Genomic DNA, 21,833 nt, shown 5'->3' with positions numbered 1-21,833 from the left:
AGAGGCAATTGAGATGAAAATCACGAGCATTCGGCCGTGGCTAATCAAGTCCGATGCTTCTTATTGGGGGGAGTACCTGTTCGTCGAAGTGTCGACCAACGAGGGAGTGAGTGGCTGGGGAGAGATCACCACCACGACAAAGCTGGCCAACCGCGCGCTATGCACGATCTTGCGACAGATCGGTGCCGCCGTGACAGGCGAGGATCCAGCGCGTATCGAGCATCTGTGGCATAAGATTTTCCGGAGCTTCACATATATGGGCAGCCGTGGCGCTGCCGTCGAATGCGTGAGCGCCATCGACATAGCCCTCTGGGACATCCGCGGCAAAGTCCTCGACAAGCCGATCTACGAGTTGCTGGGCGGACCGCTGCGCGACGAAATCGCCCTCTATACCCATCCCAACCAGGCCAAGTTCACCAGCAAGGAGGCTGTGGTTCGTGAAATTCGAGACATCGTCGAGTCCGGCCACACTGGGCTGAAGTTCGATCCGTTCCCGCACCAGGGCCGCACCACCGATGGACTGTCGCGCGAGCAGCGGGACGGCTACCTCGACGGCAGTATGACTCGCAAGGACGAGCGAGAGGCGGCCGAACTCACAGCTCTCATCCGCGAAACGGCAGGCCCCGATGTCGACATCCTCATCGATGCGCATGGCCGCTTCGACGTTCCCACCGCCATTCGCCTCTGTCGCAGCCTCGAGGAGGCTGGCCAGATCAACTGGTTCGAGGAACCTTGTCCGCCCGAAAGCCTCAACGCGCTCAAGCAGGTGCGTGAGAAGGTCAGCGCTGCCATCTCGTGGGGCGAGCGCGGCCACACGAAATGGGATTTCGTGCCGGTGCTGGAGAACAGGCTCGCCGACTACATCATGCCCGACGTCACCTGGACCGGCGGCATTACCGAACTCAAGAAGATTTCCGCCCTGTGCGAAGCCTACTACATCCCGGTCTCGCCCCATGATGCCGCTGGACCGATAAACGTGGTTGCGGGAGCGCAGGTGATGATGACCGTTCCTAATTTCTACAAGCTCGAAACGTCGGAGTGGGATCTCTCCAAATACGATCATCTCATCGACACGCCGCTCGACGTTTCGAACGGCAGCCTCAAGCTGACGTCGAGGCCCGGTCTCGGTGTCGAGATGAACCGCGACTATCTGCAGGCTCACGAGATCGAGCTGAGTTAGCCGTGCCCGCCGGCCCATGTGCGGGTCACAAGCCCCATCGACCAGAACGAGGATAAGTCATGCCAGAGACGGGTGGAGCCGACGGGGCGCTCAATCGGGTGAACACGAGTTCCAGGCCGTCCGAGCTCCGCATCACCGACATGCGGGTTGCCGAAATCGTCGGCGCGCCGTTCACCTCGGCACTGCTCAAGATTTACACCAACCAGGGCATCGTCGGACTTGGCGAGGTGCGTGACGGCGCCAGCGCCACCTACGCGCTGATGCTGAAGAGCCGGCTGCTGGGCGAGAACCCTTGCGACATCGATCGCCTGTTCCGTCGCATCAAGCAGTTTGGCGGGCACGGCCGCCAAGGCGGCGGCGTCTCCGCAGTCGAGATCGCGCTGTGGGATCTCGCAGGCAAGGCCTATGGCGTCCCGATCTATCAGATGCTGGGCGGCAAGTTTCGCGATCCCGTGCGCGTCTATTGCGATACCGACGCCGAGAAACCGAGCGGGACCGAAACCGGCAAGCGCCTCAAGGAGCGCATGGACCGCGGGTTCACATTCTTGAAGATGGACCTGGGCTTGATGCAGATCGCCCACGTTCCGGGCGCCGTCGTCGCGCCCGCCGGCGCTCTCGACGGGTTTCACGCCAATCCGCGCGGCCGTGGCGGCACACCCGAGGAGCGTAAGGCCCGCAACCTAGCCTACGATGCGCAGAACGTGCAGCACCCGTTCACGGGCTTGCATTTCACCGAAAAGGGGATCGACCTGCTCGAACAATATATCCACGAGGTTCGCGAGGTCATCGGCTACGAGATCCCTTTAGCCATCGATCATGTCGGCCACATCTCGCTGCAGGACGGCATACGCCTGTCGCGCCGCATCGAGAAATACGTACCTGCCTGGCTCGAGGACGTGATCCCCTGGCAATTCACCGAGCAATACCGGCAACTGCAGCAAGCCACCACGGTGCCGATCTGCACCGGTGAGGACATCTACCTCAAGGAGGCCTTCGAGCCTCTGCTCAAGAGCGGCGGCCTCTCCGTTATCCACCCGGACCTGCTCACCAGTGGCGGCATTCTCGAGACCAAGAAGATCGGCGATATTGCGCAGGACCACGGCGTCGCCATGGCCATCCATATGGCAGAAAGCCCGATCGCCGCGATGGCCGCGGCGCATGTCGCCACCGCGACCGAAAACTTCATGGCGCTCGAATACCACTCCGCCGACGTCGACTGGTGGGACGATATCGTCACCGGTCTCCCCAGGCCGCTCGTCAAGGACGGCTTCATCACCGTGCCGGACAAGCCGGGCCTCGGGATCGACGACGTCGTCGACGAGGTCATCTCGCATCACCTGCAACCGGGTGTCACGGGGATATGGCAATCCACCGAGCATTGGGACAATGAGTATAGCTGGGACCGGACTTGGAGTTAGCCCAGACCCCTTGCCCTCATTCCCCCAGCGCTCACAGGCCAACGACCGACCATTCGTGTCGACCTCCCCAGGGGAGACGCGAAGAAAGAAACGGACGAAACCATGATCTACGAACTGCGTATCTATGACTGCCTGCCGGGCAGGCTGCCGGCTTTGCTCAAGCGCTTTTCCGACCAGACGCTGGCCATCTGGGAGAGGCATGGCATCCGCCAAGCCGGGTTTTTCACCACGGCGATCGGCGAAAACAGCAATCGCCTCACCTATTTCCTCGCCTGGGAATCGCTGGCCGAGCGTGAGGTGAAGTGGGCGGCTTTCGTCACCGATCCGGCATGGCACAGGGCCCGGGACGAGTCTGAGCGCGACGGGCAGATCATTGCCAATATCAGCAGCCAGTTGCTCACGCCGACAGCTTTCTCGTCTGTGAGATAGGACTGCGAGCCATGAAGATCACCGACCTGCGCTGTGCCGTCATCGGCAAGCACCCCATAGTGCGCATCGTTACCGATGAGGGCCTCTATGGCCTTGGCGAGGTCGAGTTCACCAAGACCTACCTCAAGCCCTTTGTGCTGCATTTCCGCGACGCGCTGATCGGCGAGGATCCGACAGACGTCGAGCGGGTGATGCTGAAGATCCGCCAACGCGGCTCGTTCAAGCCCTATGGTGCTGCCGTTTCCGCCATCGAGCATGCCTTGTGGGACATCGCCGGCAAGGCGGCAGGCGTGCCGGCCTACAAGCTGCTCGGCGGCAAGGTGCGCGACAAGGTGCGTGTCTACAACGGCTCGATCCGTCGCAAACGCACGGGCGATCGGCCAGAGGATTACGCCGCCGACGTCAAATGGATGATGGAGCAGCCGCAGAACTTCTTCATGATCAAGCAGGGAATCTCGTTCCATTCCAATATGAAGGACACCATCGAGGGCTTCCATTACGGCGTGACGCAGAAGAAGGCCGGCTATCACGGCGCCATGGATCAGGGCATGATCAGCGAGCGCGGTTTCAATCACATGCTCGACTGCGTGATCGCAATGAAGGAAGTGCTGGGCGACAAGGTCAGCCTGGCGCTCGACTGCGGCCCGGGCTGGGTGTTGCCGGATGCGATCAGGTTCGCCCGCGCGGTCGAGAAGTACAATCTGATGTGGCTCGAGGACATGCTGACCGGCGACTATGTGCCCTGGGTCAATCCACAGGCCTACCGGGAGCTGACGACCTCCACCTCGACGCCGATCCATACCGGCGAGCAGATCTACCTGCGCCACAATTTCAAGGAACTGATCGAGACCCAGGCGGTGCGGGTCATCGGCCCCGATCCGGCCGATATTGGCGGTATTGCCGAACTCAAATGGGTCGCCGAGCACGCCTATATGCACTCGATCCTGATGGCGCCGCACGGTACCGCCAACGGCCTGCTCGGTCTCGGCGCGCTGATCAATGTCTGCGCCACCTTGCCCGCCAACTACGTGGCATTCGAATATCCCAGCGCCTCGGACCCGTGGTGGAACGATATCGTCATCGGCCTGCCCAAGCAGGTGGTAAAGGATTCGATGGTCGACCTGCTCGAAGCTCCCGGGCTTGGGCTCGACATCGACGCCCAGGGTGCCAAGCAGTATCTGCTGGCAGAGGACGCCGGGTTCTTCGACTGATTGGGCGTCAAGCCAGCCTAGGCGCGTGAACGCTCACCGGATGCGTTGTCCGTCTTCGCCGAAGAGCCGCGCCGATGCGGGCGCAAAATGCAGGATGATCTTGTCGCCGGTCCTTGGTTGCGACGACCGCCGCTCCGCGATGATGGTCTCGCCGGTCGCCAGCGTAGCGTGGACATAGGACGTGGAGCCCATCGCTTCGACGAATTCCACCTTTGCCTCGAGGTCGATACCGCTGTCCTGGTCGAGATGTTCGGGCCTCAGGCCCAGCCGCAGTTGCCGTCCGGGCTCAAGCGGGGTCTGTGCCGGGCTGTCCATCTCTTGGCCTCCAAACGCGAGACGGCCCCCCGCCTGCACAATGGCGGTCAGAAAGTTCATCCGCGGGGAGCCGATGAAACCCGCGACGAACGCGTTGTCGGGATCTTGATAGAGGTCTTGCGGTGTGCCGATCTGCTCGATGCGCCCACTGCGCAGCACAATGATCCGATCGGCCATGGTCAGCGCTTCAGTCTGGTCGTGCGTCACATAGATCATGGTGTTGCCAAGGACCCGGTGGAGCTTGGCGAGTTCCACGCGCATCTGCACCCGCAGCTCGGCATCCAGATTGCTGAGCGGCTCATCGAAGAGAAACACCTTCGGGTCGCGGACGATCGCGCGCCCTATTGCCACCCGTTGGCGCTGTCCTCCCGAGAGCTGGGCCGGCTTGCGCTGCAAATAGTCTTCGAGCTGCAGGATCTTGGCCGCGCGCCCGACCTTGCTGGCGATTTCCTCCTTCGGGCGGTGCGCCATCCGCAGGCCGAAGCTCATGTTGTCCGCCACCGTCATGTGCGGATAGAGCGCATAGGACTGGAACACCATCGCCACTCCGCGGTCGGCAGGCTCGGCGTCTGTCACGTCGTCGCCGCCGATGAAGATCTCGCCCCCGCTCGTCTCTTCGAGCCCGGCAATCATGCGCAGCAGGGTGGATTTTCCGCAGCCCGACGGGCCAACGAATACGGCGAACTCGCCCTCCTCGATCGAAAGCGAGACATCGCGGATAACGTCCGTCGATCCAAAGCTCTTGCTGACCTGTTTCAGTTCGACACGCGCCATCGGCTAACCTTTCACTGCGCCCACGGCGATGCCCGAAACAATTCGTCGCTGGAACAGGATGTAAAGAACAACGATCGGCGCCGCCGCGATGACGATGCCAGCGGTAAACAGGGGTATCTGGTCCGAGTACTGGCCCTTGAGCGCGGAAATCCCCACCATGAGGGTGCGGTGCTTCTGCATGACCAGCAGGGAGATCAGAATGTCGTTCCAGCAGCTCAGCGTGTTGAGGATGGCCAGCGTCACCAATGCCGGCGTTCCCAGGGGCAGCATCACGTGCCACCAGACCTGCAGCAGCGAGGCCCCGTCGATCCGCGCCGCTTCGATCAGCTCGCGCGGCAGCCCGGAGTAGAACGCCGTCATCATGTAGACCGAGAAAGGCAGGAAAAATGCGGTGTAGGACAAGATGAGCCCGATGTGCGTGTTGACCAGGTTGAGGGCAAGCATCGTGCGCATGAAGGGCACCAGCACGACCTGCACGGGGATCATCAGCGACGACAGGATTACCGCGAACAGGAAGCGCCGATAGGGAAAGCGCAGCGACGCGAGGGCGAAGCCGGCCATGGAAGACACGACCATCAACAGGATGACCGCCCCGAGCGTCGCAATCACGGAATTGAGGAAATACTCATCAAGGTGCGCCCGGGTCCAGGCTTGCACGAAGTTGTCGAGCGTGGGCTGCACGGCGAGCCCGAAGCGGTCGAGCATGTAATCGTGACGTGTCTTGAGCGCGTTGTTGACGGCGAAAAAGATCGGGTAGAGGCAGCTCAAGGCCAGCAACCCCATCGGGATCGCCGCGATCCTCAGGGTCAGCCGCTGTCGTTTTCCTGCTCCTGACACGACCTCTCCTTCAGATGTTCGCGTTGCGCGACAAGATGCGAATCTGCAGCCATGCGAGAATGCTCGTCATGAAAAACAGGACCATCGAGACAGCCGCGGCGTAGGCGGGCCGGTTGAGCTTTCCCTGTGCGGCCCAGATCAGATATTCGGGCACCGTCGTCGCCGTGCCGGGTCCGCCGCCGGTCAGCACGTAGATCAGGCCGAACATCGAAGTCAGCAGGCCGATGGTCGTGATCACCGTCGAGAACTCGATGATGGGGCGAAGCTCCGGGATGATGACATGCCACCAGATCTGCCACATCTTGGCGCCGTCGAGACGTGCCGCTTCGACCATTTCCTTGGACACGGTCGACAGCCCGGCAAGGAAGATCAGCACACCCATGCCGAAGGTCGACCAGCATTGGATCGCCAGCGTCACCGGAAGTGCGGTCGCCGAGTGCCCCAGCCAGTCCACGCCGCTGATCCCCGCGATGCCCAGCAACGCGTTCAGATTGCCATTGAAGCTCAGCACCACGCTGAAAATAGAACCGATGATGACGCTCGAGAGAATGGCGGGAAAGAAATAGACGGAGCGGAAAAACGTGCGCCCCGGCACGCCCTGGTGGATCAGGATGGCCAGCAGCATCGGGATGGTCACAAAGATCGGCACCGCTAGCAGTACCACGACGGCGTTGGCCATGGCGGAGCGGAAATTCGGGTCGTCGAGTGCGCGCAGATAGTTGCCGGCGCCGATGAACTGGCCCGGGTCGGTCGACGTCGCGCTGGTCAGGGAGATGCCAAACCCCCAGAACAGCGGAAAGATGCGAAACACCAGGACAAGCAGGATGGCCGGAAGCAGGAACAGCACCGCAACGCGCGCCTCTGTCCGGCGGCTCCGGCCTGGGCGGGTACGGGTCCGCGCGGCTTGGCCGGTCTGGTGTAACGAATTGGCGGTCATGGGCACGTCACTGATGCGGGGACGGGGGCGCGTCGCAGCGCCCCCACTGTCTGCGTGAGAAGATTGCTATTGCGGCTTGGCTTCAGCCTGGACCTTGTCCAGCGCCGTCGCGGCCTGGTCCACGGTGGTTTCACCGTTGAACAGGAGCTGGCTCTGGTGGTGCCATTCATCGAGCTCGGCCGCTGAAGAATTGGCATGCGTGGTCGGAACGGCTCTGGTCGCAAGCCAGCCCATGATCTGCTTGAGGCCAGGGCTGTCAATGCCGGATGTGTTGACTTCGGTGTTTGCTGGCACCGAGCCGGTGTCGTTGACCAGGTATGACAGGACTTCCGGCGAAGCGAGGATTCGCACCGCGTCGACGGCGAGATCGATGTTCGCGGAGTCCTTGTTCACGCCGTAGCCAACGCCGCCGTCAAGCGGAACGCCGGGGGCACCTTCATGCTGATCGGCAGCAACGGTCGGCGAGGGCATGGGATAGACCCCGACCTTGTCGACACCCATGTTGGTCCCGAACTGCTTCCAATGCGCGACGTTGGAGAGCAGACCCATCACGTTGGCTCCGACACCTTGCTCGAAGAGGGCGAACTCATCCATGAACATGGTCTGCGAGTTACCGCCCTCCTGGTACCAGCCATTCTTGGCGGTATCGACCCAGGCCTGCAAGATCGTCTTGATCGGCGGATCCGACCAATGGAGCTTGCCTGCCAGCCAATCGGCCTGTTGCTGCGCGGTCAGCGACTGGTTCGCCGCTTCCGAAAGGAAGAACTCGGCGTTGTAGCCTTCCTTGTTGGCCATCATGAAGCATGCGGGTTTACCCTGCGCCTTGAAGGCGTCGCAGACCTTGGTCAGTTCGGCCCAACTCGTCGGCGGCTTCTCCGGATCGAGCCCTGCGGCCTTGTAAAGCGCTTTGTTGTAGTAGACGACGTGACCCTGCAGCGTCGTCGGGATGAAGTACAGCCTGCCATCAGGTCCGGTGAACGCGGACTTTCCAACGAGCTTCGGGATCAGGTCGGGCAGCTTGTCGTCGAGCGGGATCAGCCCGCCGACCAGGGCCTTGGCCTGGGCGCCGCCATTGGCCCAGATGACGTCAGGGCCTGCCTTCGAAGCGAGCGCGGTGCCCAGCAGCGTGTAGTACTCGGCGTCCGGTTGAGACAGGAGGTTGAGAGTTGCTCCCGGGTGCGCGGCCTCGAATGCGGCCTTCGCGTGATCGTAGTATGTCGCGTGGGCGGCATCGTCCACGTTGACGTCCCAGACGGTGATCTCCTGGGCCAGCGCCGGCGACGCCACCACCATGGTCGCAATAGCGGTCAATATCTTCAGCTTCTGCACGTCATTCCTCCCTTTTTATCTACCAGGCCTTCGCTTCATCCAGCGCTCGCTGCGAGTTTGGGATCCCGTCAACCCGCGGGTTGACGGGCGCTTCACCAAGGTCTTCGCGCGACAGGATTTCGGGGCGCGTCCAATCCAGACGCCCGGTCTCCGACAAGACCAGCCCATGGCCCGTTCGATCGGGCGCATGAATCCAGCCGTCATGAATTTCGATTGTTTGCTCGACCAGGTGATCGAAGTTCTGGAACGAGTATTCGAGCCACTCGACTTCGGGCAGCGCACAGGCCATGTGTACGCCGATTTCGAGAAACGTATTGCCAAGCGTCACCGGAACGCCGAGTTCGGCTGCCAGCCAGCCGATCCGCATCACGTCCGTCACCTGCCCATGGACATTCAGCATGTCGGTTGCGCCGGCCTGCATCAACAGGCGCTTGCCGGCCGCATCGAGGTATTCGCCTGAATTGATCATGGTCCACGGCGTTGCCGCCTTGAGGTTGCGAAGGCCGTCGAAGTCGTGGCGCAGGATAGGGTCCTCGACCCAAAGCAGATCAAAGCCAAGGCTATGAATTTTCTGCAGTTTTACCGATGCCTCCTTGGCCCCCCAAGCCTCGTTTGCGTCAATCATGATCGACGAGCCGGGCCGCACCGTCTTTCGCAACAGCTCCAGCCGGGACAAATCCCGGTCGAAATCGGGATGCCCCACCTTGATCTTGAACGCGCGATAACCAAGCGCCTCGGCATGGGCAAAGAACGCTTGGAATTCATCGTCGCTGAGGTGGAAATCGAGACCGGATGCGTAGGCTTTCACGCGTTTGCGTCGGCTCCCCAGGAGCTCGTGCAACGGCAGGCCGACCAGCTTCGCACTCAGATCCCACAACGCAACCTGGAGGGCTTCCTCGAAAGGTAAGCCGAAGGCGCGCCTGTTTCCGCCGCGGGGCCGCTGGACCCGATGCACGAGCCCCAAAGGCGATTGCCCTGCGAGATCGGGCCAAGCCTCCTCTTCAAAAACACGAACGATCTCGGCCTGGTCCGGCAAGGGGTGAAACAGGCTCTGGACAAAGCCCAGCCCGACCAGGCCATTCTCGGCAACGAGCTCAAGCGCGGCCACGTGTGCCGCATCGATGCGGACCTGACTGTCACCGATGGTCCGGTCACGAGCGAATTGATAGCGGGTAATGCGATACTCGGCGATGCGCATACTGCGTCTCTGATATGTCAGAATGCGCTTTAGATATTTCAGTTTTGGAAAAGAGGCAAGCGGCCAGGCGCAAAACCGTCCGGCAGGCAGGCACGCAAATGCAGTGGGCGACGCTTCGTCGACCGGTTAGCGGCCCTGGCTCGATGGCCGCGCGACGACCTGCAAGCAGCCCGGGATACCGGTTGCGCGCAGCGCAGTACCCCGGTCAGTCGTATCCCTGCAAAGGTCCATTGATAACCGGCAATGCGATACTTTACGATGGCACGGCCGGTAATGTTTTAGAATCATGTTTAGATATTTCAGATGCGAGGTCAAAAGTGGCGCAGCACGACGATCAGTCCGATGGGGCCGCCGGGGCGGCAGCCGGCCAACGCCTTGGCGATCGTGCCTACACGCGCATTCTTGAGACACTGTTTGAGCGGAAGATCCCCGCGGGGGCCTTTCTGTCGCAAGGCGATCTTGTCGAAATGCTGCAAATCCCGGTTGCGCCGCTGCGCGATGCGCTCAAGCTGCTCGAGGCAGAGGGGATCGTCATCATCCATTCGCGCTCGGGCATCCAGTTCGTCAAGCCCGGGTTCGAACTGACCAGGTCGACCTACCAGTTTCGCAGCATTCTGGAGCGTGCAGCGACAGGGGTTTACGCGCAAACCGCGGACGAGGCGGACCTGGCGGAACTGGAAAGACGTCATTTGGCGGTCATCGAGGAGATCGAGCGCGGTGGGCTCACCGACCTGGTCAGGGCCGACCTCGAGCAACTCGAGACCTTGCTGCATCACTCCATCATTGCCAGCCTGAACAATCCATTGATCGACAGTTCCTACAAGCGGCTTCACAACTACGTCCGGCTGATCCGGCTGGACAGAAAGGTCACCGTGCCTCTCGTGCTGCAATCCCTGCGCGAGCACATGCAGGTCATCCTGGCATGCAAGGCACGCGACCCGGAGGCGGCTGCGGCGGCCATGCAGGCGCATCTGGCCTCGGCCCTGCAGCGCGGTCTGGGCCTCTACTACGGCTACTAGGCTGACTGAGATCCCACGAAGCGGGCCAACAGTGACGCGGCTTCGGTGCCCGCCACGCCAAGGTCGCGGACGCTGCTCATGTGATTGGCCGCCGCAAGGGTCGTGCGCGAGACAGCCAGCCCTTGGTTTTCCAGGTGGCTCGTGAACATCGCGGCCTGGCTGTGGAAGGGCGGCGTCTCATCGGCGCCGACCGAGATCTCTACGGCCACGGATGGATCGAAGCTGTGGTTGATCGGCGAGAACCGGCGGGCTTCTTCGTCGGTGATCGCGATCTCGGCGGCAAGGAATGACATTTGCAACGGCTTCAGGTCGTAAAGGCCGCCGAGCAGCAGCGCAGCTTTGATGCCGGACGGCCGGTCGTCGCCGTCGAAAAGCATCGTTGCCAGCTGCGCGCCGGCGGAATGACCGCTAACGGTCAGCAGGTCGGGATCGCCGCCATGGTCCGCGATATGGTCAAGCACCCATCGCTTGGCGCGGCGCGTCTGGTCAACGATTTTTGCCATCCTGACTGCTGGCATCAGCGCATAGTCGACAATGACTGCGATCGCACCGGCGCTCGTGACGATCTCGGCGACATAAGAATAATCACGCTTGGAGAACATGCGCCAATAGCCGCCGTGAATGAACATATGCACCGGCAGGCGGTCCCGTTTGCCCTCGGGAAAGAACAGATCGATGGTCTCGGTGGCGTCATCTCCGTAGGCGACGTCGCCGACCATTGGCACGTTCGCCCTGCTATCTTCGCTTCTGCGCACGATCTCGGCGACGATGTCGTCGAACTCGACCACATGATCGCGAATGCGAAACGGATCTTTGGCGTGTCCGCTCACAGGGTTACGGCGATGTACTTCGCCTCCATGAACTCGGCAACGCCGTGCTTTTGACCACCTTCGCGGCCCAGTCCGCTCTGCTTGACGCCGCCAAAGGGCGCCGCCGGATCCGACATCAGGCCGCGGTTCAGGGCGATCATGCCCGCCTCGATCTTCGATGCCACGCGCATCCCCCTGGCCAGGTCGCGCGTGTAGATATAGGCAGCGAGACCGTATTCGGTATCGTTGGCCCTCGCGATGGCGTCCGCCTCGCTGTCGAAGCGCATGATCGGAGCCACGGGGCCGAATATTTCCTCATGGATCATGGCGGCGTCAGTGGAAACGTCGCGAAGCACCGTTGGCGGGTAGAAGTAGCCCTTGCCTTCGGCAATCGCTCCGCCGCACAGAACCTTGGCGCCACGGGCGACCGCGTCCTGGACGAGACGATCGATCTTGTCCACGGCCTTGCTGGTGATCATCGGGCCGCACTCGGTTTCCGGGTGTGTGCCAGGACCTACATTGAGGGCAGCCATGCGTTTGCACAGCCCATCGGCGAAGGCATCATGAATGCCGGCCTGCACGTAAAGCCGATTGGCGGCGGTGCAGGCCTCGCCGGCATTGCGCATCTTGGCAACCATCGCACCGTCGAGCGCTGCTTCCAGGTCGGCGTCGTCGAAGACAATGAACGGTGCATTGCCGCCAAGTTCCATCGAACAGGAGATGACGTGCTTGGCGGCTTCGGCCAGGAGCACCCGGCCGATACCGGTCGAGCCGGTGAATGACAGTTTTCGCACGCGTGGATCGGCCAGCATGGCAGCCGTCACCGGCCCCGGCGTCGAGGTCGTGAGCACGTTTACGACGCCGGGCGGCACGCCGGCTTCCTCGTAGAGCGCTGCAAGCGCATAGGCCGTCAGTGGCGTCTCGCTGGCTGGCTTCAGGATCACAGTACAGCCGGCCGCGAGCGCCGGCGCGATCTTGCGCGTCGCCATGGCTGCCGGAAAATTCCATGGCGTGATGAGCACGCAAATGCCGATGGGCTGGTAGTCGACAATGATCCGGTTGGCGCCCGAGGGCGCAAGGCCGAACTCACCGCTGATGCGGACCGCCTCCTCGGCGTTCCAGCGAAAGAACTCGGCGGCGTAGGCGACCTCACTGCGCGCGTCACGCAGCGCCTTGCCGTTCTCCAGCGAGATCAGCGCAGCCAGTATCTCCGCCCGTTCGGTCATCAGTTCGAAGCAGCGCCGCAGGATTTCCGAACGCCTGCGTGGCGAGGTCTCGCGCCAGCCGGCCGCTGCCTTCGCGGCCGCGTCGACGGCTGCGGCCGCGTCGGCAAGCGTGGCATCGGGGACCGCCGCGATCACGGCTTCGGTTGATGGATCGACCACTTCGATCACGCGGCCCTCCGACGAGGGCTGCCAGCGTCCGCCAATGTAGAGACCGTGCGAGACCGTGGCGTAATCGAACATATCTTGATCCTCGTCGGATATGCCTGCGGCGATATTCATGGGGTGAGCTCCTGGTCGATCACATCATGGTGGCGGACATGTCGCCATCATAAGCAGCCCTGACCAGCCGTCGCATCGCGGCGAGGTCGAACGGACGCGGATTGTTCTTGATCAACCGGTCGATGCCGAGCGCCTGCTCGGCCGTCCAGTCGATCCTGTCTTCGGGAAGGCCAAGATTGGCCAAGTTCGGTGGGATGCCGATGGCGGCAAACAGCCGGCTCACCTCGCGGATGGTGGCGTGCGCCGATGCATCGGCGCCGTCGCCGCTCTGACGGGAAAGGCCGAGAGCGGCGCCAACTTCGGCAATCTCTGCGGCCGCGGCGGGAAGGTTGTAGCTCATCACATATGGCAGCATGGTGGCGACGCCCAGACCATGCGCGGTATGTGTAACTGCGCCGACCGGATACTGCACCGCGTGAGCGGCGGCCGTTCCGGCGGTGCCGAAGGCGCAACCGGCGGCCAGCGCTCCCATCATGACGTCGGCGCGCGCATTCCCGTCCGATCCGTCGCGATATGCCTTTTCGAGACTGCTACCGAGCAGCCTGATAGCCAGAAGCGCGAAATGATCGGTCAGGGCGCTCTTGCCGACAAAGACATGCTGCTGCGGCAAGCGGGGATCATCACCGCGTCTGGCTGCGGTGAAGGCCTCGATTGCGTGCGTCAACGCGTCGGCACCGGCGATCGCCGTCAGGGACGGGGGGCACGTCGCCGTCAGATCCGGATCGCAAAGCGCCACCGCGGCGATGAGGTGAGGACTCGAGATACCCACTTTCAGGGTGCGATCGGGATCGGAAATCACGGCGACGGGGGTCACCTCGGAGCCTGTCCCGGCCGTCGTCGGCACTGCGATCACGGGAAGGGTAGGGCCTGGTACGTTGAACTCGCCATAGTAATCCTGGGGCCTGCCACCATGGCTGAGCAGAAGTGCTGCGCATTTGGCCATGTCGAGGCAGCTGCCCCCGCCGATCCCGATCACCATGTCCGGCTTGAAATCCTTCGCCTGCGCAATGCAGGCGGCGACGCTGTCGCGGGGCACATCCGGCAGCGTTCGGTCGTAGACCAGCGTCTCTATCGCCGCATTGTGCAAGCCCGCAAGAATTTCGGCGAGCTGCGAAGTCGCCGCGAAACGCTCGTCGGTGCAGACGAACGCGCGCCGCCCAAATTTGGCGGCAACGGCAGGCAGCACATGACGCTGGCCTTTGCCGAACAGGATCTCGCGCGGCAGGCGCGCGGCTGCGAACAAGGTCATGGACGGCATCCTTCAGTTCCAGAGGCCGGGCCTCGACGTCCGGGTCATTTCCCAAAATATCCTCTATTAAATCGTATAGGATATAGGATTGAATTGACCGAACCATCGTGCTAGTAAGTGCTCCTGTCAAGAGGGTAAACAATGCAGAACGCGGACCTGACGGAAGCTCCTTCGACAGCCCGTATCCAGCGCGCCAACAGCCTGGCCGGCGACGTTTACGAGGCAATCTTCGCGCAGCTGATGTCGCTCAGGATTGCTCCGGGATCGCGCATCACCGTCGACAATCTCGTGAAGGAATTCAACGTCTCGCATACCCCCATTCGCGAAGCGCTTGGCAGGTTGGAGGGTGAGGGCCTGGTGTTGAAGACCCACCTGATCGGCTATCGGGCCGCCCCGCAAATCACCCGCCGCCGCTTTGACGAGCTTTACGAGCTGCGCCTTCTGCTTGAGCCAGCTGCCGCGGCCAAAGCCACTGCAAGACTGGACGACGAGCGCCTGACCGTGCTGCAGGAAGCGGCTGGCGTCATGGCCCGGCGAGAGGGGAAAGACGAACGCCTGCGTTATTCGAACTTCGCCCGTCAGGATGCGATCTTCCACGACAAGATCGTCGAGTTCGCCCAGAACGAGCTCATTCGGGAGACGCTCAATCACCAGCATACCCACTTCCACATCTTCCGCTTGATGTATCACTCACGCGTGACCGAAGAGGCACTCGACGAGCATGAGGCCATCCTCGCCGCCTTCTCCGCGGGCGATCCGGACGCCGCCGAAAAAGCCATGCGCGTGCACATCGAGAATTCGCGGGACCGGCTTCTGCCTGCGTTCGAGTAGCCATCGCGATCTCGCTTGCCCGGGGACCGTCAAGCTCGACGGGCCGCCGATCGCCCAGCCAACGCCAAGGAAAACTATTCCCCGACTTAACCGCTCTGCTCCGATTTCGATCCCTGTCTGGCGAGGCGCCAAATGCACCTCGCCTTCCCACAAACCGAGAGGAAGACCATGCCAGGAAAAAAGATACTGATGCTGACGGGCGAATTCACCGAGGAATATGAAATCTTCGTCTACCAGCAGGCGATGGAGGCCGTCGGCCATACTGTTCATGTCGTCTGCCCCGACAAGAAAGCCGGCGACCTGATCAAGACATCGCTGCACGATTTTGAAGGCGATCAGACCTATACCGAAAAGCCCGGTCACAATGCGCTGATCAACAAGACCTTTTCCGACGCCGAGAAGCAACTGAGCCAATACGACGCCGTCTACTGCGCCGGCGGGCGCGGACCGGAATATATCCGCACCGACAAGCGCGTGCAGGCGATGGTGCGCCACTTCCACGAGGCGAACAAACCGATATTTACGATCTGCCACGGCGTCCAGATCCTGATAGCGGTGGACGGCGTCGTCCGCGGCAAGAAGGTCGGCGCGCTCGCGGCTTGCGAACCGGAGGTGACGCTGGCAGGCGGCACGTACATCGACCTGTCGCCCACCGATGCCTATGTGGATGGGACGATGGTTTCGGCGAAAGGTTGGACGGCGCTTGCGGCGTTCATCCGTGAATGCCTGAAGGTGCTGGGAACGGAAATCCGCCACGCGTAAGCGTTTGGTCCCGACGCATCCCGCAATGGATGCGTCGGCCCCCTTCAAAGGTGGCTCGATTCCATCATTCGTCAAATACGATCAGCGAACGCATCAGCGTTTCTCTTGCCGAGCCCAGATGTGCTCGGCAGGCTCGCTCAATGCGCTCGGGATCGCGGCTTTCGAGCGCATCGATATAGGCAAGATGCTCCAGGATCGCCGCCTGGTTGCGCTGCTTCTCGTCATGTTTGTTCCACTGATAGTGGTAGTGAAAAATGAAGCTGATGATATCGTAGAAATCGTCGATGAAGCGGTTCGGCGAAGCCTCGTTTATGAGCCGGTGAAACCGGTTATCGAGGCCTGAAAAGTCGTGGAAGCGGCTTTCAATCCGCTTCAGCAGTTCGGTATGCGCAATCTTGAGCACGGCCAGCTTCTCCCACAGGGGAGAAGTGTCGGCCTGCTGTGAAAACAGATGCGCCGAGCGCAGCTCGAACATTACGCGGATCTCGAACAGCTCAAGTGCGAAATCTTCCGTAAAGCCCTTGAAAAGCCAACCCGTGTTCGGCCTTTTTTCGAGCAGCCCAAATCGGCTGAAGCGGATCAGGAACTCGCGAATTCCGTTGGTTGCGACACCGAACTGCCGCGCAAGCTCGAGCTCGTTGATGCTGGTGCCGGGTCTGGTGTCACCGCGCAGCATCCACTCCATGAATTGCTGCTCGACGTGCTTGGCGCGTGATGTGGTTTCGGCGTCGGGATAGTAATCGTTATCCTCGACCGCTCGGCCTGCCGTCCTGACGCCGCCGCGCTCGGCGATAAGGTCGCGGCGGGCAAGTTCTCTCAGGACCTTTCGGACAGTCGTGCGGCTGACTCCCATTCGCCGTCTAAGCTCATTTTCGGAAGGAAGCTCGCCGGTCAATTGTCCGTCGTGCAGCATACTGGCGACCCGGTTGAAAGCCTTCTTGTAGACAGTGTCGGTTCGCATAGGATCTACCTCAGAGCATTACCTTGTTCTTTCCAGCGTGAACTTTATCCATAAAAAACAACTTGACCAAGGGATACTCTGGTTGTTTTTTATCGATAAGAGGAAGCTAAAATACAGCACAAGTTTTTTGACGACGAGGCTTACAAAAGCCCCGGCGGGGAGGGGAACTTGCCTGAAACGGGAGACACCGGCACCACTGTCGGCGAGGCCGCATTGCGAGCACCCAGGAAGCAAGAAGCTGTTCCCGGACTCGCGCTGGGCTTGGCCCTGCTGAGTGCTGGCCCGGTTGTTATCCTGGCGCTGCTGATTGTCGTTCTCAGTTTTTTGTCGCCCTATTTCTTGACCGGACGCAACCTCAGCAACATCCTCGCCCAGACCGCCGTCATCTCTGTTGTGGCGATGGGCCAGCATCTTGTCATCCTGACACGCGGGATCGATCTGTCCGTCGGCTCGAACGTGGCACTGGCTTCGGTCGTCGGCGCGCTCAGCTTCCATGCCGGCGCTCCCGCCGTCCTGGTAATCGCGGTCATGGTTGGCTGCGGTGCGGCGGTCGGCGCCATCAACGGGCTCTTCTACGTCTTCGGTCGGTTGCCGCATCCGTTCATCATCACGCTGGCGACATTGAGCATCGCCAAGGGATTGGCGCTCCAACTCGCCGACGGGCGGGCCATTCCCGGCATGCCGGATGCCATCGATGCGCTTGGCCGCGAGGCGGTCTGGGGTCTGCCGGGATCGGTATTTGTGGTCGCGGGCGTTGCCGCGGTGATTTTCGTCATGGCCAAGACGATGGTCTGGGGGCGCTGGATCTATGCCGTTGGCGGCCGGCCCGACGCCGCAGTCCGCATGGGCATTCCCGTCTCCTGGGTCCTGGTTTCGGTCTATGTGATCTCAGGACTGTGCGCCGGCGTCGGTGCGGTCATCCTTGCCGGCCGCACCGACGCCGGTTCGCCCTTGTTCGGCAATCTGCTGGAACTGGATACGATCGCGGCGGTGATCATCGGCGGTGCCAGCTTTCTCGGCGGCCGCGGCCATCTTGGCCATGCCTTGATCGGCGCCATCATGATCGGCGTCATCCGCAACGCGCTCAACCTGCTCAACGTCAATGTCTTCTTCCAACTCATCGTTATCGGGGTGGTCATCGTCATAGCGGTCGAGTCCGATGTGTTGCGCAACTATCTTGAAGGGCGCGTGCGCGTCATGCAGGCCGGGAGGCAGTCGTGAGTGCCGTTCCAGCAGGCGTCGATCATGCAGCCACCGCTGAATATCCTGTGCTTGCGGTACGCGGCGCGACCAAGCGTTTCGGCTCGGTTGTGGCGCTGGACGACGTCAGCATCGAGGTCCGACGCGGCGAGATCTTGGGGCTTCTTGGCGACAACGGCGCTGGCAAGTCGACGTTGACCAAATGCATCAGCGGAGTGCACCAACTCGATGCCGGCGCGATCCTCCTGGACGGTGCGCCAACGCAGATACGCTCCCCTGCGGATGCGCGCTTCGCCGGCATCGAGACTGTCTACCAGGATCTGGCGCTGTTCGACAATCTGACGCCAGGACAGAACTTCTTTGCCGGTCGCGAACTGGCGGGGCCGCAATGGCTTCCTCGCGGCATGCGATTTCTTCAACAGCGCCGGATGGATGCCGAAACGCGCATTCTGCTCGCCAATTTGAAAGTCACGTTGCCAAGGCTGGACGCCGTCGTTGCCATGATGTCGGGTGGACAAAGGCAAGCCATTGCGGTGGCCCGGTCGACCGTGTTTGCCCGCAAGGTCGTGATCCTGGACGAGCCGACCGCCGCACTTGGGCTGCGTGAATCGCGGCAAGTGCTCAACCTGGTCGCCGCCCTGCGCGACCAGGGTAACGCCGTCATCCTGATAACCCACAACATGGAGCATGTCGTCGAGCTTGCCGATCGCGCCGTGGTGCTTCGCCAGGGCCGCAAGGTCGGTGAGCTGATGCCGACCAAGGACAACAAGCAGGAACTGGTCTCCATGATCGTGGGAGCCTGATCCGTTCGAGATTTGGGGACCGTTCCGGTCCGCAAATGACTGAAGCGACTTCCGTCGGAAGCCGCCTCAATTCCAAGGGAGGAATGGAATGCCAATAAACCGAAAACTGTTCGCTGGGCTGGCGATCGGCGTTGCGTGTGCGATGCCGGCTTCGGCGGCCGACAAGATCAAGGTCGGCCTGATTACGAAATTCCCGGTGCCGTTCTACTCGACCATGGAGGATGCCGCCAAGAAATACGCGGCCGCTCATCCTGAAGTCGAGTTGGTCACCGGCCAGGGCCAGGCGGCAACCGACATCGAGGGCCAGATTGCCCTGATCGAATCGATGATCACGCAAGGGGTCAAGGGTCTGGCGATCACTCCCGTCGATCCGACCGTCGCGCCGACGCTCGACAAGGCGGTCGCTGCCGGCATCAAGGTGGTTCTCGTCGACAACGGTATCCCGGACTGGAAAGGCCAGACCGCGTTGGTTTCGACCAACAACCTCAACGGCGGCAAGATCGCCGGAGAGTATCTGAAGACAGTGCTCAAGAGCGGCGACAAGATAGGTATCCTGCAAGGCGTTCCGGGAGTGCCGGCGCTGGACGACAGGGTCACCGGCATGATGGAGGGGCTCGGCGACGTCAAGGTGGACGTCGTCGGCAAGGGTGCAACCAATTGCACGCTCGAACTTGGCACGTCGGTGACCGAGGACATCCTGACCGCCAATCCCGATCTCAAGGCAATCTACGCAGCCTGCGGACCGCCAATCCCAGGAGCCGTCAAGTCGATCAGCAATGCGGGGATCGCCAACGACAAGATCATCCTTGTCGGCTTCGACGCCTGCTGCGGTGAGATCGAAGCGATCAAGTCCGGCGCGGAAGATGCCAGCGTTGCGCAATTTCCGGCAAAAATGGGCGAACTTGGCATCGATACTGTCGTCAAGGCGATCCGCGGGGAGACCGTCGAAGCCAATGTGGATACCGGGGCAGGACTGGTGACGCTGCAGAACGTCAAAGACTTCGAATAGGCTCCACACCTTGGCCCGGCGGTGATCTCCGCCGCCGGGTTCTTTTTGAAACATTTCAGGAAGACAATTCGCATGAAAGCGCTCGTATGCCGAAAGCCCGGCGAACTGATCTTCGAGGATCGCCCGGCGCCCGGCCCGCCTGGCGCCGGATGGGCGCTGGTCAGCATCAGCCATGTCGGCATCTGTGGCACCGATTACCACATCTTTGAGGGCAAGCATCCCTACCTGGCCTATCCACGTGTCATGGGGCATGAACTCTCTGGCACCGTGACTGCGGTTGGCGAAGGCGTCACCATCGAGGTCGGTGAGCGGGTCGTCGTAAATCCCTATTTTGCCTGCGACAAATGCATTGCCTGCCGTCACGGCAAGCCGAATTGCTGCGTATCGATCGAGGTGTTGGGCGTTCATCGCGACGGCGGCATGTGTGAGGAATTGCTGGTGCCTGCCGGCAACCTCTACCCGGTCGCAGGACTGCCGCTCGTTCACGCGGCGGCTGTCGAGTTCCTGGCGATCGGCGCTCACGCGGTGAGACGCTCCGAGCTTGCTGCCGGCGCACATACGCTGGTCGTCGGCGCCGGGCCCATCGGACTGGGTACGGCATTGTTTGCGCGTATTGCCGGCCAAGCGGTGACGCTCATGGACACCAGCACGGAACGGCTCGACTTCGCCGAAAGCCAACTCGGGTTTCCGGTCATCGATGGTGCTTCGGTTTCACCTGTCGATCTGGTGAGAGAACGAACCGATGGCGATTGCTTCGACCTCGTCTTCGATGCGACCGGCAGCAAGGCTTCGATACAGGCAGCTTTCGGTTACGTGGCCCACGGCGGTGCCCTGGTAATGGTAAGCGTGATCAAGGACCAGATCAGCTTCTCGGACCCCGAATTCCACAAACGCGAGATGATGCTGATCGGCAGCCGCAACGCGCTTCGCGTCGACTTCGACCACGTCATGGCGGCAATGCACGACGGCGCCATACCCGTGGACAAGCTCACAACGCACCACACCACCGTTCAAAACAGCCCGCGCGATATTTCTCACTGGGCAAATCAGAAATCGGGGCTTATCAAGGCCGTGATCGCCTTCTAGGGCCTCCAAAGCAGCAGCTCAACTGAACAAACGCGGGCCGAACCTATCTCACAAAGTGGTTGTGTTCGACACTGGCGACCGGTTACTAAAGGGCTAGTTGTCGTCACGTTTCGAGGTGGGTTAGTCTTCCTGGTTTGCCAGCCGTGCTAAATCGGATGGCTGTCTCGTGGTTTAGATCCGTTGAAATGGGGTGAACGGGCATGGGCATTCTGGACTTCATTTCCAAGCAATTTATCGACGTCATCCAGTGGACTGCAGACGAACCGGGCGTGCTGGCCTCTCGGTTCCCAATGTCCGGCATGGAAATCCAGAACGGCGCCCAGCTCGTGGTGCGCGAGACGCAGAAGGCGGCCTTCTTCAATGAAGGCAAGATCGCCGACATCTTCGGGCCAGGCACCTACACGCTCAACACCCAGACGCTGCCGGTGCTGACCTATCTGAAGAACTGGGACAAGTTCTTCGAGTCTCCCTTCAAGTCGGACGTGTATTTCTTCGACACCAAGGACCAGATCGATCGCAAATGGGGCACCACCCAGCCCCTGACTGTCCGTGACAAGGAATACGGGCCGATCCGCCTACGCGCCTTCGGCAACTATGCCTATGCCATCGGCGATGTCGGGGTGTTCTGGTCGCGCCTGGTCGGCACGGCCGAGCGCTCCACCTCCGAGATGATCGAGGGGCAGCTGCGCGGTGCAATCCTCACAGCCATCGCCAGCAAGCTCGGCCAGAGCAACATCGCCTTTATCGACATGGCGGCCAATCAGGAAACATTCTCGCAGCAACTGGCGGAGGCGATCGGCCCGGCGCTCCAAGCCTACGGCATCGACGTCAAGAGCTTCTACGTGCAGAGCCTGTCGTTGCCCGAGGAGCTCCAGCGCGTCCTCGACAAGGTGAGTTCGATGAACATGCTGGGCGACCTCAATCGCTATGCCCAGTTCCAGACTGCCGAATCGATCCCGATCGCCGCCGAG

At 61.5% G+C, this 21,833-nt stretch carries 21 protein-coding genes; 12 read left to right on the top strand and 9 right to left on the bottom strand.

The window, feature by feature from the left end:
• Positions 1 to 13: 13 nt before the first annotated feature.
• The 4 genes from EN745_RS05205 (at position 14) to EN745_RS05190 (ending at position 4,238) form a co-directional block, all read left to right on the top strand.
• Positions 14 to 1,180, top strand: a complete 1,167-nt coding sequence (locus EN745_RS05205; RefSeq protein WP_127405149.1) for a mandelate racemase/muconate lactonizing enzyme family protein — start codon at positions 14 to 16, stop codon at positions 1,178 to 1,180.
• 59 nt (positions 1,181 to 1,239) lie between these two features.
• Positions 1,240 to 2,598: a mandelate racemase/muconate lactonizing enzyme family protein gene (locus tag EN745_RS05200; RefSeq protein ID WP_127420698.1), complete on the top strand. Its 1,359-nt coding sequence runs from the start codon at positions 1,240 to 1,242 to the stop codon at positions 2,596 to 2,598.
• Positions 2,599 to 2,700: 102 nt separating this feature from the next.
• Positions 2,701 to 3,027 (top strand): NIPSNAP family protein, encoded by a 327-nt coding sequence (locus EN745_RS05195; protein WP_127420697.1) that lies wholly within the window; start codon positions 2,701 to 2,703, stop codon positions 3,025 to 3,027.
• An 11-nt stretch (positions 3,028 to 3,038) separates the two neighbouring features.
• The gene (locus EN745_RS05190) at positions 3,039 to 4,238 is read left to right on the top strand and encodes a mandelate racemase/muconate lactonizing enzyme family protein (RefSeq protein ID WP_127420696.1); all 1,200 of its coding nucleotides are present in this window, start codon (positions 3,039 to 3,041) and stop codon (positions 4,236 to 4,238) included.
• A 33-nt stretch (positions 4,239 to 4,271) separates the two neighbouring features.
• On the opposite strand, the gene ugpC is transcribed toward EN745_RS05190, so the two are convergent.
• From ugpC to EN745_RS05165, 5 genes are all read right to left on the bottom strand, one after another.
• Positions 4,272 to 5,327, bottom strand: a complete 1,056-nt coding sequence (gene ugpC / locus EN745_RS05185) for a sn-glycerol-3-phosphate ABC transporter ATP-binding protein UgpC (protein WP_127405147.1) — start codon at positions 5,325 to 5,327, stop codon at positions 4,272 to 4,274.
• 3 nt (positions 5,328 to 5,330) lie between these two features.
• Complete coding sequence (locus EN745_RS05180; RefSeq protein ID WP_210212550.1) at positions 5,331 to 6,164, bottom strand: carbohydrate ABC transporter permease; 834 nt, start codon at positions 6,162 to 6,164, stop codon at positions 5,331 to 5,333.
• 10 nt (positions 6,165 to 6,174) lie between these two features.
• Positions 6,175 to 7,101 carry a sugar ABC transporter permease gene (locus EN745_RS05175; RefSeq protein WP_127420695.1) on the bottom strand — a complete coding sequence of 309 codons (927 nt, stop codon included), beginning with the start codon at positions 7,099 to 7,101 and terminating at the stop codon, positions 6,175 to 6,177.
• Between the two features lie 66 nt (positions 7,102 to 7,167).
• The gene (locus EN745_RS05170; protein WP_245487644.1) at positions 7,168 to 8,430 is read right to left on the bottom strand and encodes an extracellular solute-binding protein; all 1,263 of its coding nucleotides are present in this window, start codon (positions 8,428 to 8,430) and stop codon (positions 7,168 to 7,170) included.
• Between the two features lie 19 nt (positions 8,431 to 8,449).
• On the bottom strand, positions 8,450 to 9,628 hold the full coding sequence (locus EN745_RS05165; protein WP_126056164.1) for a mandelate racemase/muconate lactonizing enzyme family protein: 1,179 nt from the start codon (positions 9,626 to 9,628) through the stop codon (positions 8,450 to 8,452).
• 317 nt (positions 9,629 to 9,945) lie between these two features.
• Here EN745_RS05165 and EN745_RS05160 point away from each other — a divergent pair, with 317 nt between their 5' ends.
• On the top strand, positions 9,946 to 10,647 hold the full coding sequence (locus EN745_RS05160; protein ID WP_127282711.1) for a GntR family transcriptional regulator: 702 nt from the start codon (positions 9,946 to 9,948) through the stop codon (positions 10,645 to 10,647).
• Here the strand turns inward: EN745_RS05160 and EN745_RS05155 are convergent.
• From EN745_RS05155 to EN745_RS05145, 3 genes are read right to left on the bottom strand one after another with little or no spacing between them, the layout of a single operon-like run.
• Positions 10,644 to 11,477 carry an alpha/beta hydrolase gene (locus tag EN745_RS05155; protein WP_127420694.1) on the bottom strand — a complete coding sequence of 278 codons (834 nt, stop codon included), beginning with the start codon at positions 11,475 to 11,477 and terminating at the stop codon, positions 10,644 to 10,646. The two genes, EN745_RS05160 and EN745_RS05155, sit on opposite strands and share 4 nt — an antisense overlap.
• Complete coding sequence (locus EN745_RS05150; RefSeq protein WP_245487645.1) at positions 11,474 to 12,922, bottom strand: NAD-dependent succinate-semialdehyde dehydrogenase; 1,449 nt, start codon at positions 12,920 to 12,922, stop codon at positions 11,474 to 11,476. The genes EN745_RS05155 and EN745_RS05150 overlap by 4 nt, the downstream gene beginning before the upstream one ends.
• Positions 12,923 to 12,980: 58 nt before the next feature.
• The gene (locus EN745_RS05145; protein ID WP_126056161.1) at positions 12,981 to 14,210 is read right to left on the bottom strand and encodes an iron-containing alcohol dehydrogenase; all 1,230 of its coding nucleotides are present in this window, start codon (positions 14,208 to 14,210) and stop codon (positions 12,981 to 12,983) included.
• Positions 14,211 to 14,351: 141 nt separating this feature from the next.
• Here EN745_RS05145 and EN745_RS05140 point away from each other — a divergent pair, with 141 nt between their 5' ends.
• Positions 14,352 to 15,041, top strand: a complete 690-nt coding sequence (locus tag EN745_RS05140) for a GntR family transcriptional regulator (RefSeq protein ID WP_126056160.1) — start codon at positions 14,352 to 14,354, stop codon at positions 15,039 to 15,041.
• A gap of 168 nt (positions 15,042 to 15,209) precedes the next feature.
• Positions 15,210 to 15,803: a DJ-1/PfpI family protein gene (locus EN745_RS05135; protein WP_126056159.1), complete on the top strand. Its 594-nt coding sequence runs from the start codon at positions 15,210 to 15,212 to the stop codon at positions 15,801 to 15,803.
• Positions 15,804 to 15,867: 64 nt separating this feature from the next.
• Here EN745_RS05135 and EN745_RS05130 read toward each other — a convergent pair whose 3' ends face one another.
• Positions 15,868 to 16,764, bottom strand: coding sequence for a GntR family transcriptional regulator (locus EN745_RS05130; RefSeq protein ID WP_126056158.1), 897 nt, complete (start codon positions 16,762 to 16,764; stop codon positions 15,868 to 15,870).
• 168 nt (positions 16,765 to 16,932) lie between these two features.
• On the opposite strand from EN745_RS05130, the gene EN745_RS05125 reads away from it, so the two are divergent.
• The 5 genes from EN745_RS05125 to EN745_RS05105 form a co-directional block, all read left to right on the top strand.
• Positions 16,933 to 17,985, top strand: a complete 1,053-nt coding sequence (locus EN745_RS05125; protein ID WP_245455565.1) for an ABC transporter permease — start codon at positions 16,933 to 16,935, stop codon at positions 17,983 to 17,985.
• Entirely contained in the window at positions 17,982 to 18,767 is a 786-nt protein-coding gene (locus EN745_RS05120) for an ATP-binding cassette domain-containing protein (RefSeq protein WP_127420692.1), read from the top strand. Before EN745_RS05125 ends, EN745_RS05120 begins: the two co-directional genes overlap by 4 nt.
• 88 nt (positions 18,768 to 18,855) lie before the next feature.
• Positions 18,856 to 19,776: a sugar ABC transporter substrate-binding protein gene (locus tag EN745_RS05115; protein WP_126056156.1), complete on the top strand. Its 921-nt coding sequence runs from the start codon at positions 18,856 to 18,858 to the stop codon at positions 19,774 to 19,776.
• Positions 19,777 to 19,848: 72 nt separating this feature from the next.
• A complete protein-coding gene (locus EN745_RS05110) occupies positions 19,849 to 20,862 on the top strand; it encodes a zinc-binding alcohol dehydrogenase family protein (protein WP_127420691.1) in 1,014 nt (337 codons plus the stop codon).
• A 200-nt stretch (positions 20,863 to 21,062) separates the two neighbouring features.
• The coding region (locus EN745_RS05105; protein ID WP_127420690.1) for an SPFH domain-containing protein at positions 21,063 to 21,833 on the top strand (771 nt) is incomplete at its 3' end.

The sequence above is a fragment of the Mesorhizobium sp. M4A.F.Ca.ET.022.05.2.1 genome (genome assembly GCF_003998845.1).
GTDB lineage: Bacteria > Pseudomonadota > Alphaproteobacteria > Rhizobiales > Rhizobiaceae > Mesorhizobium.
This window is presented reverse-complemented; position numbering and strand designations above follow the sequence as displayed.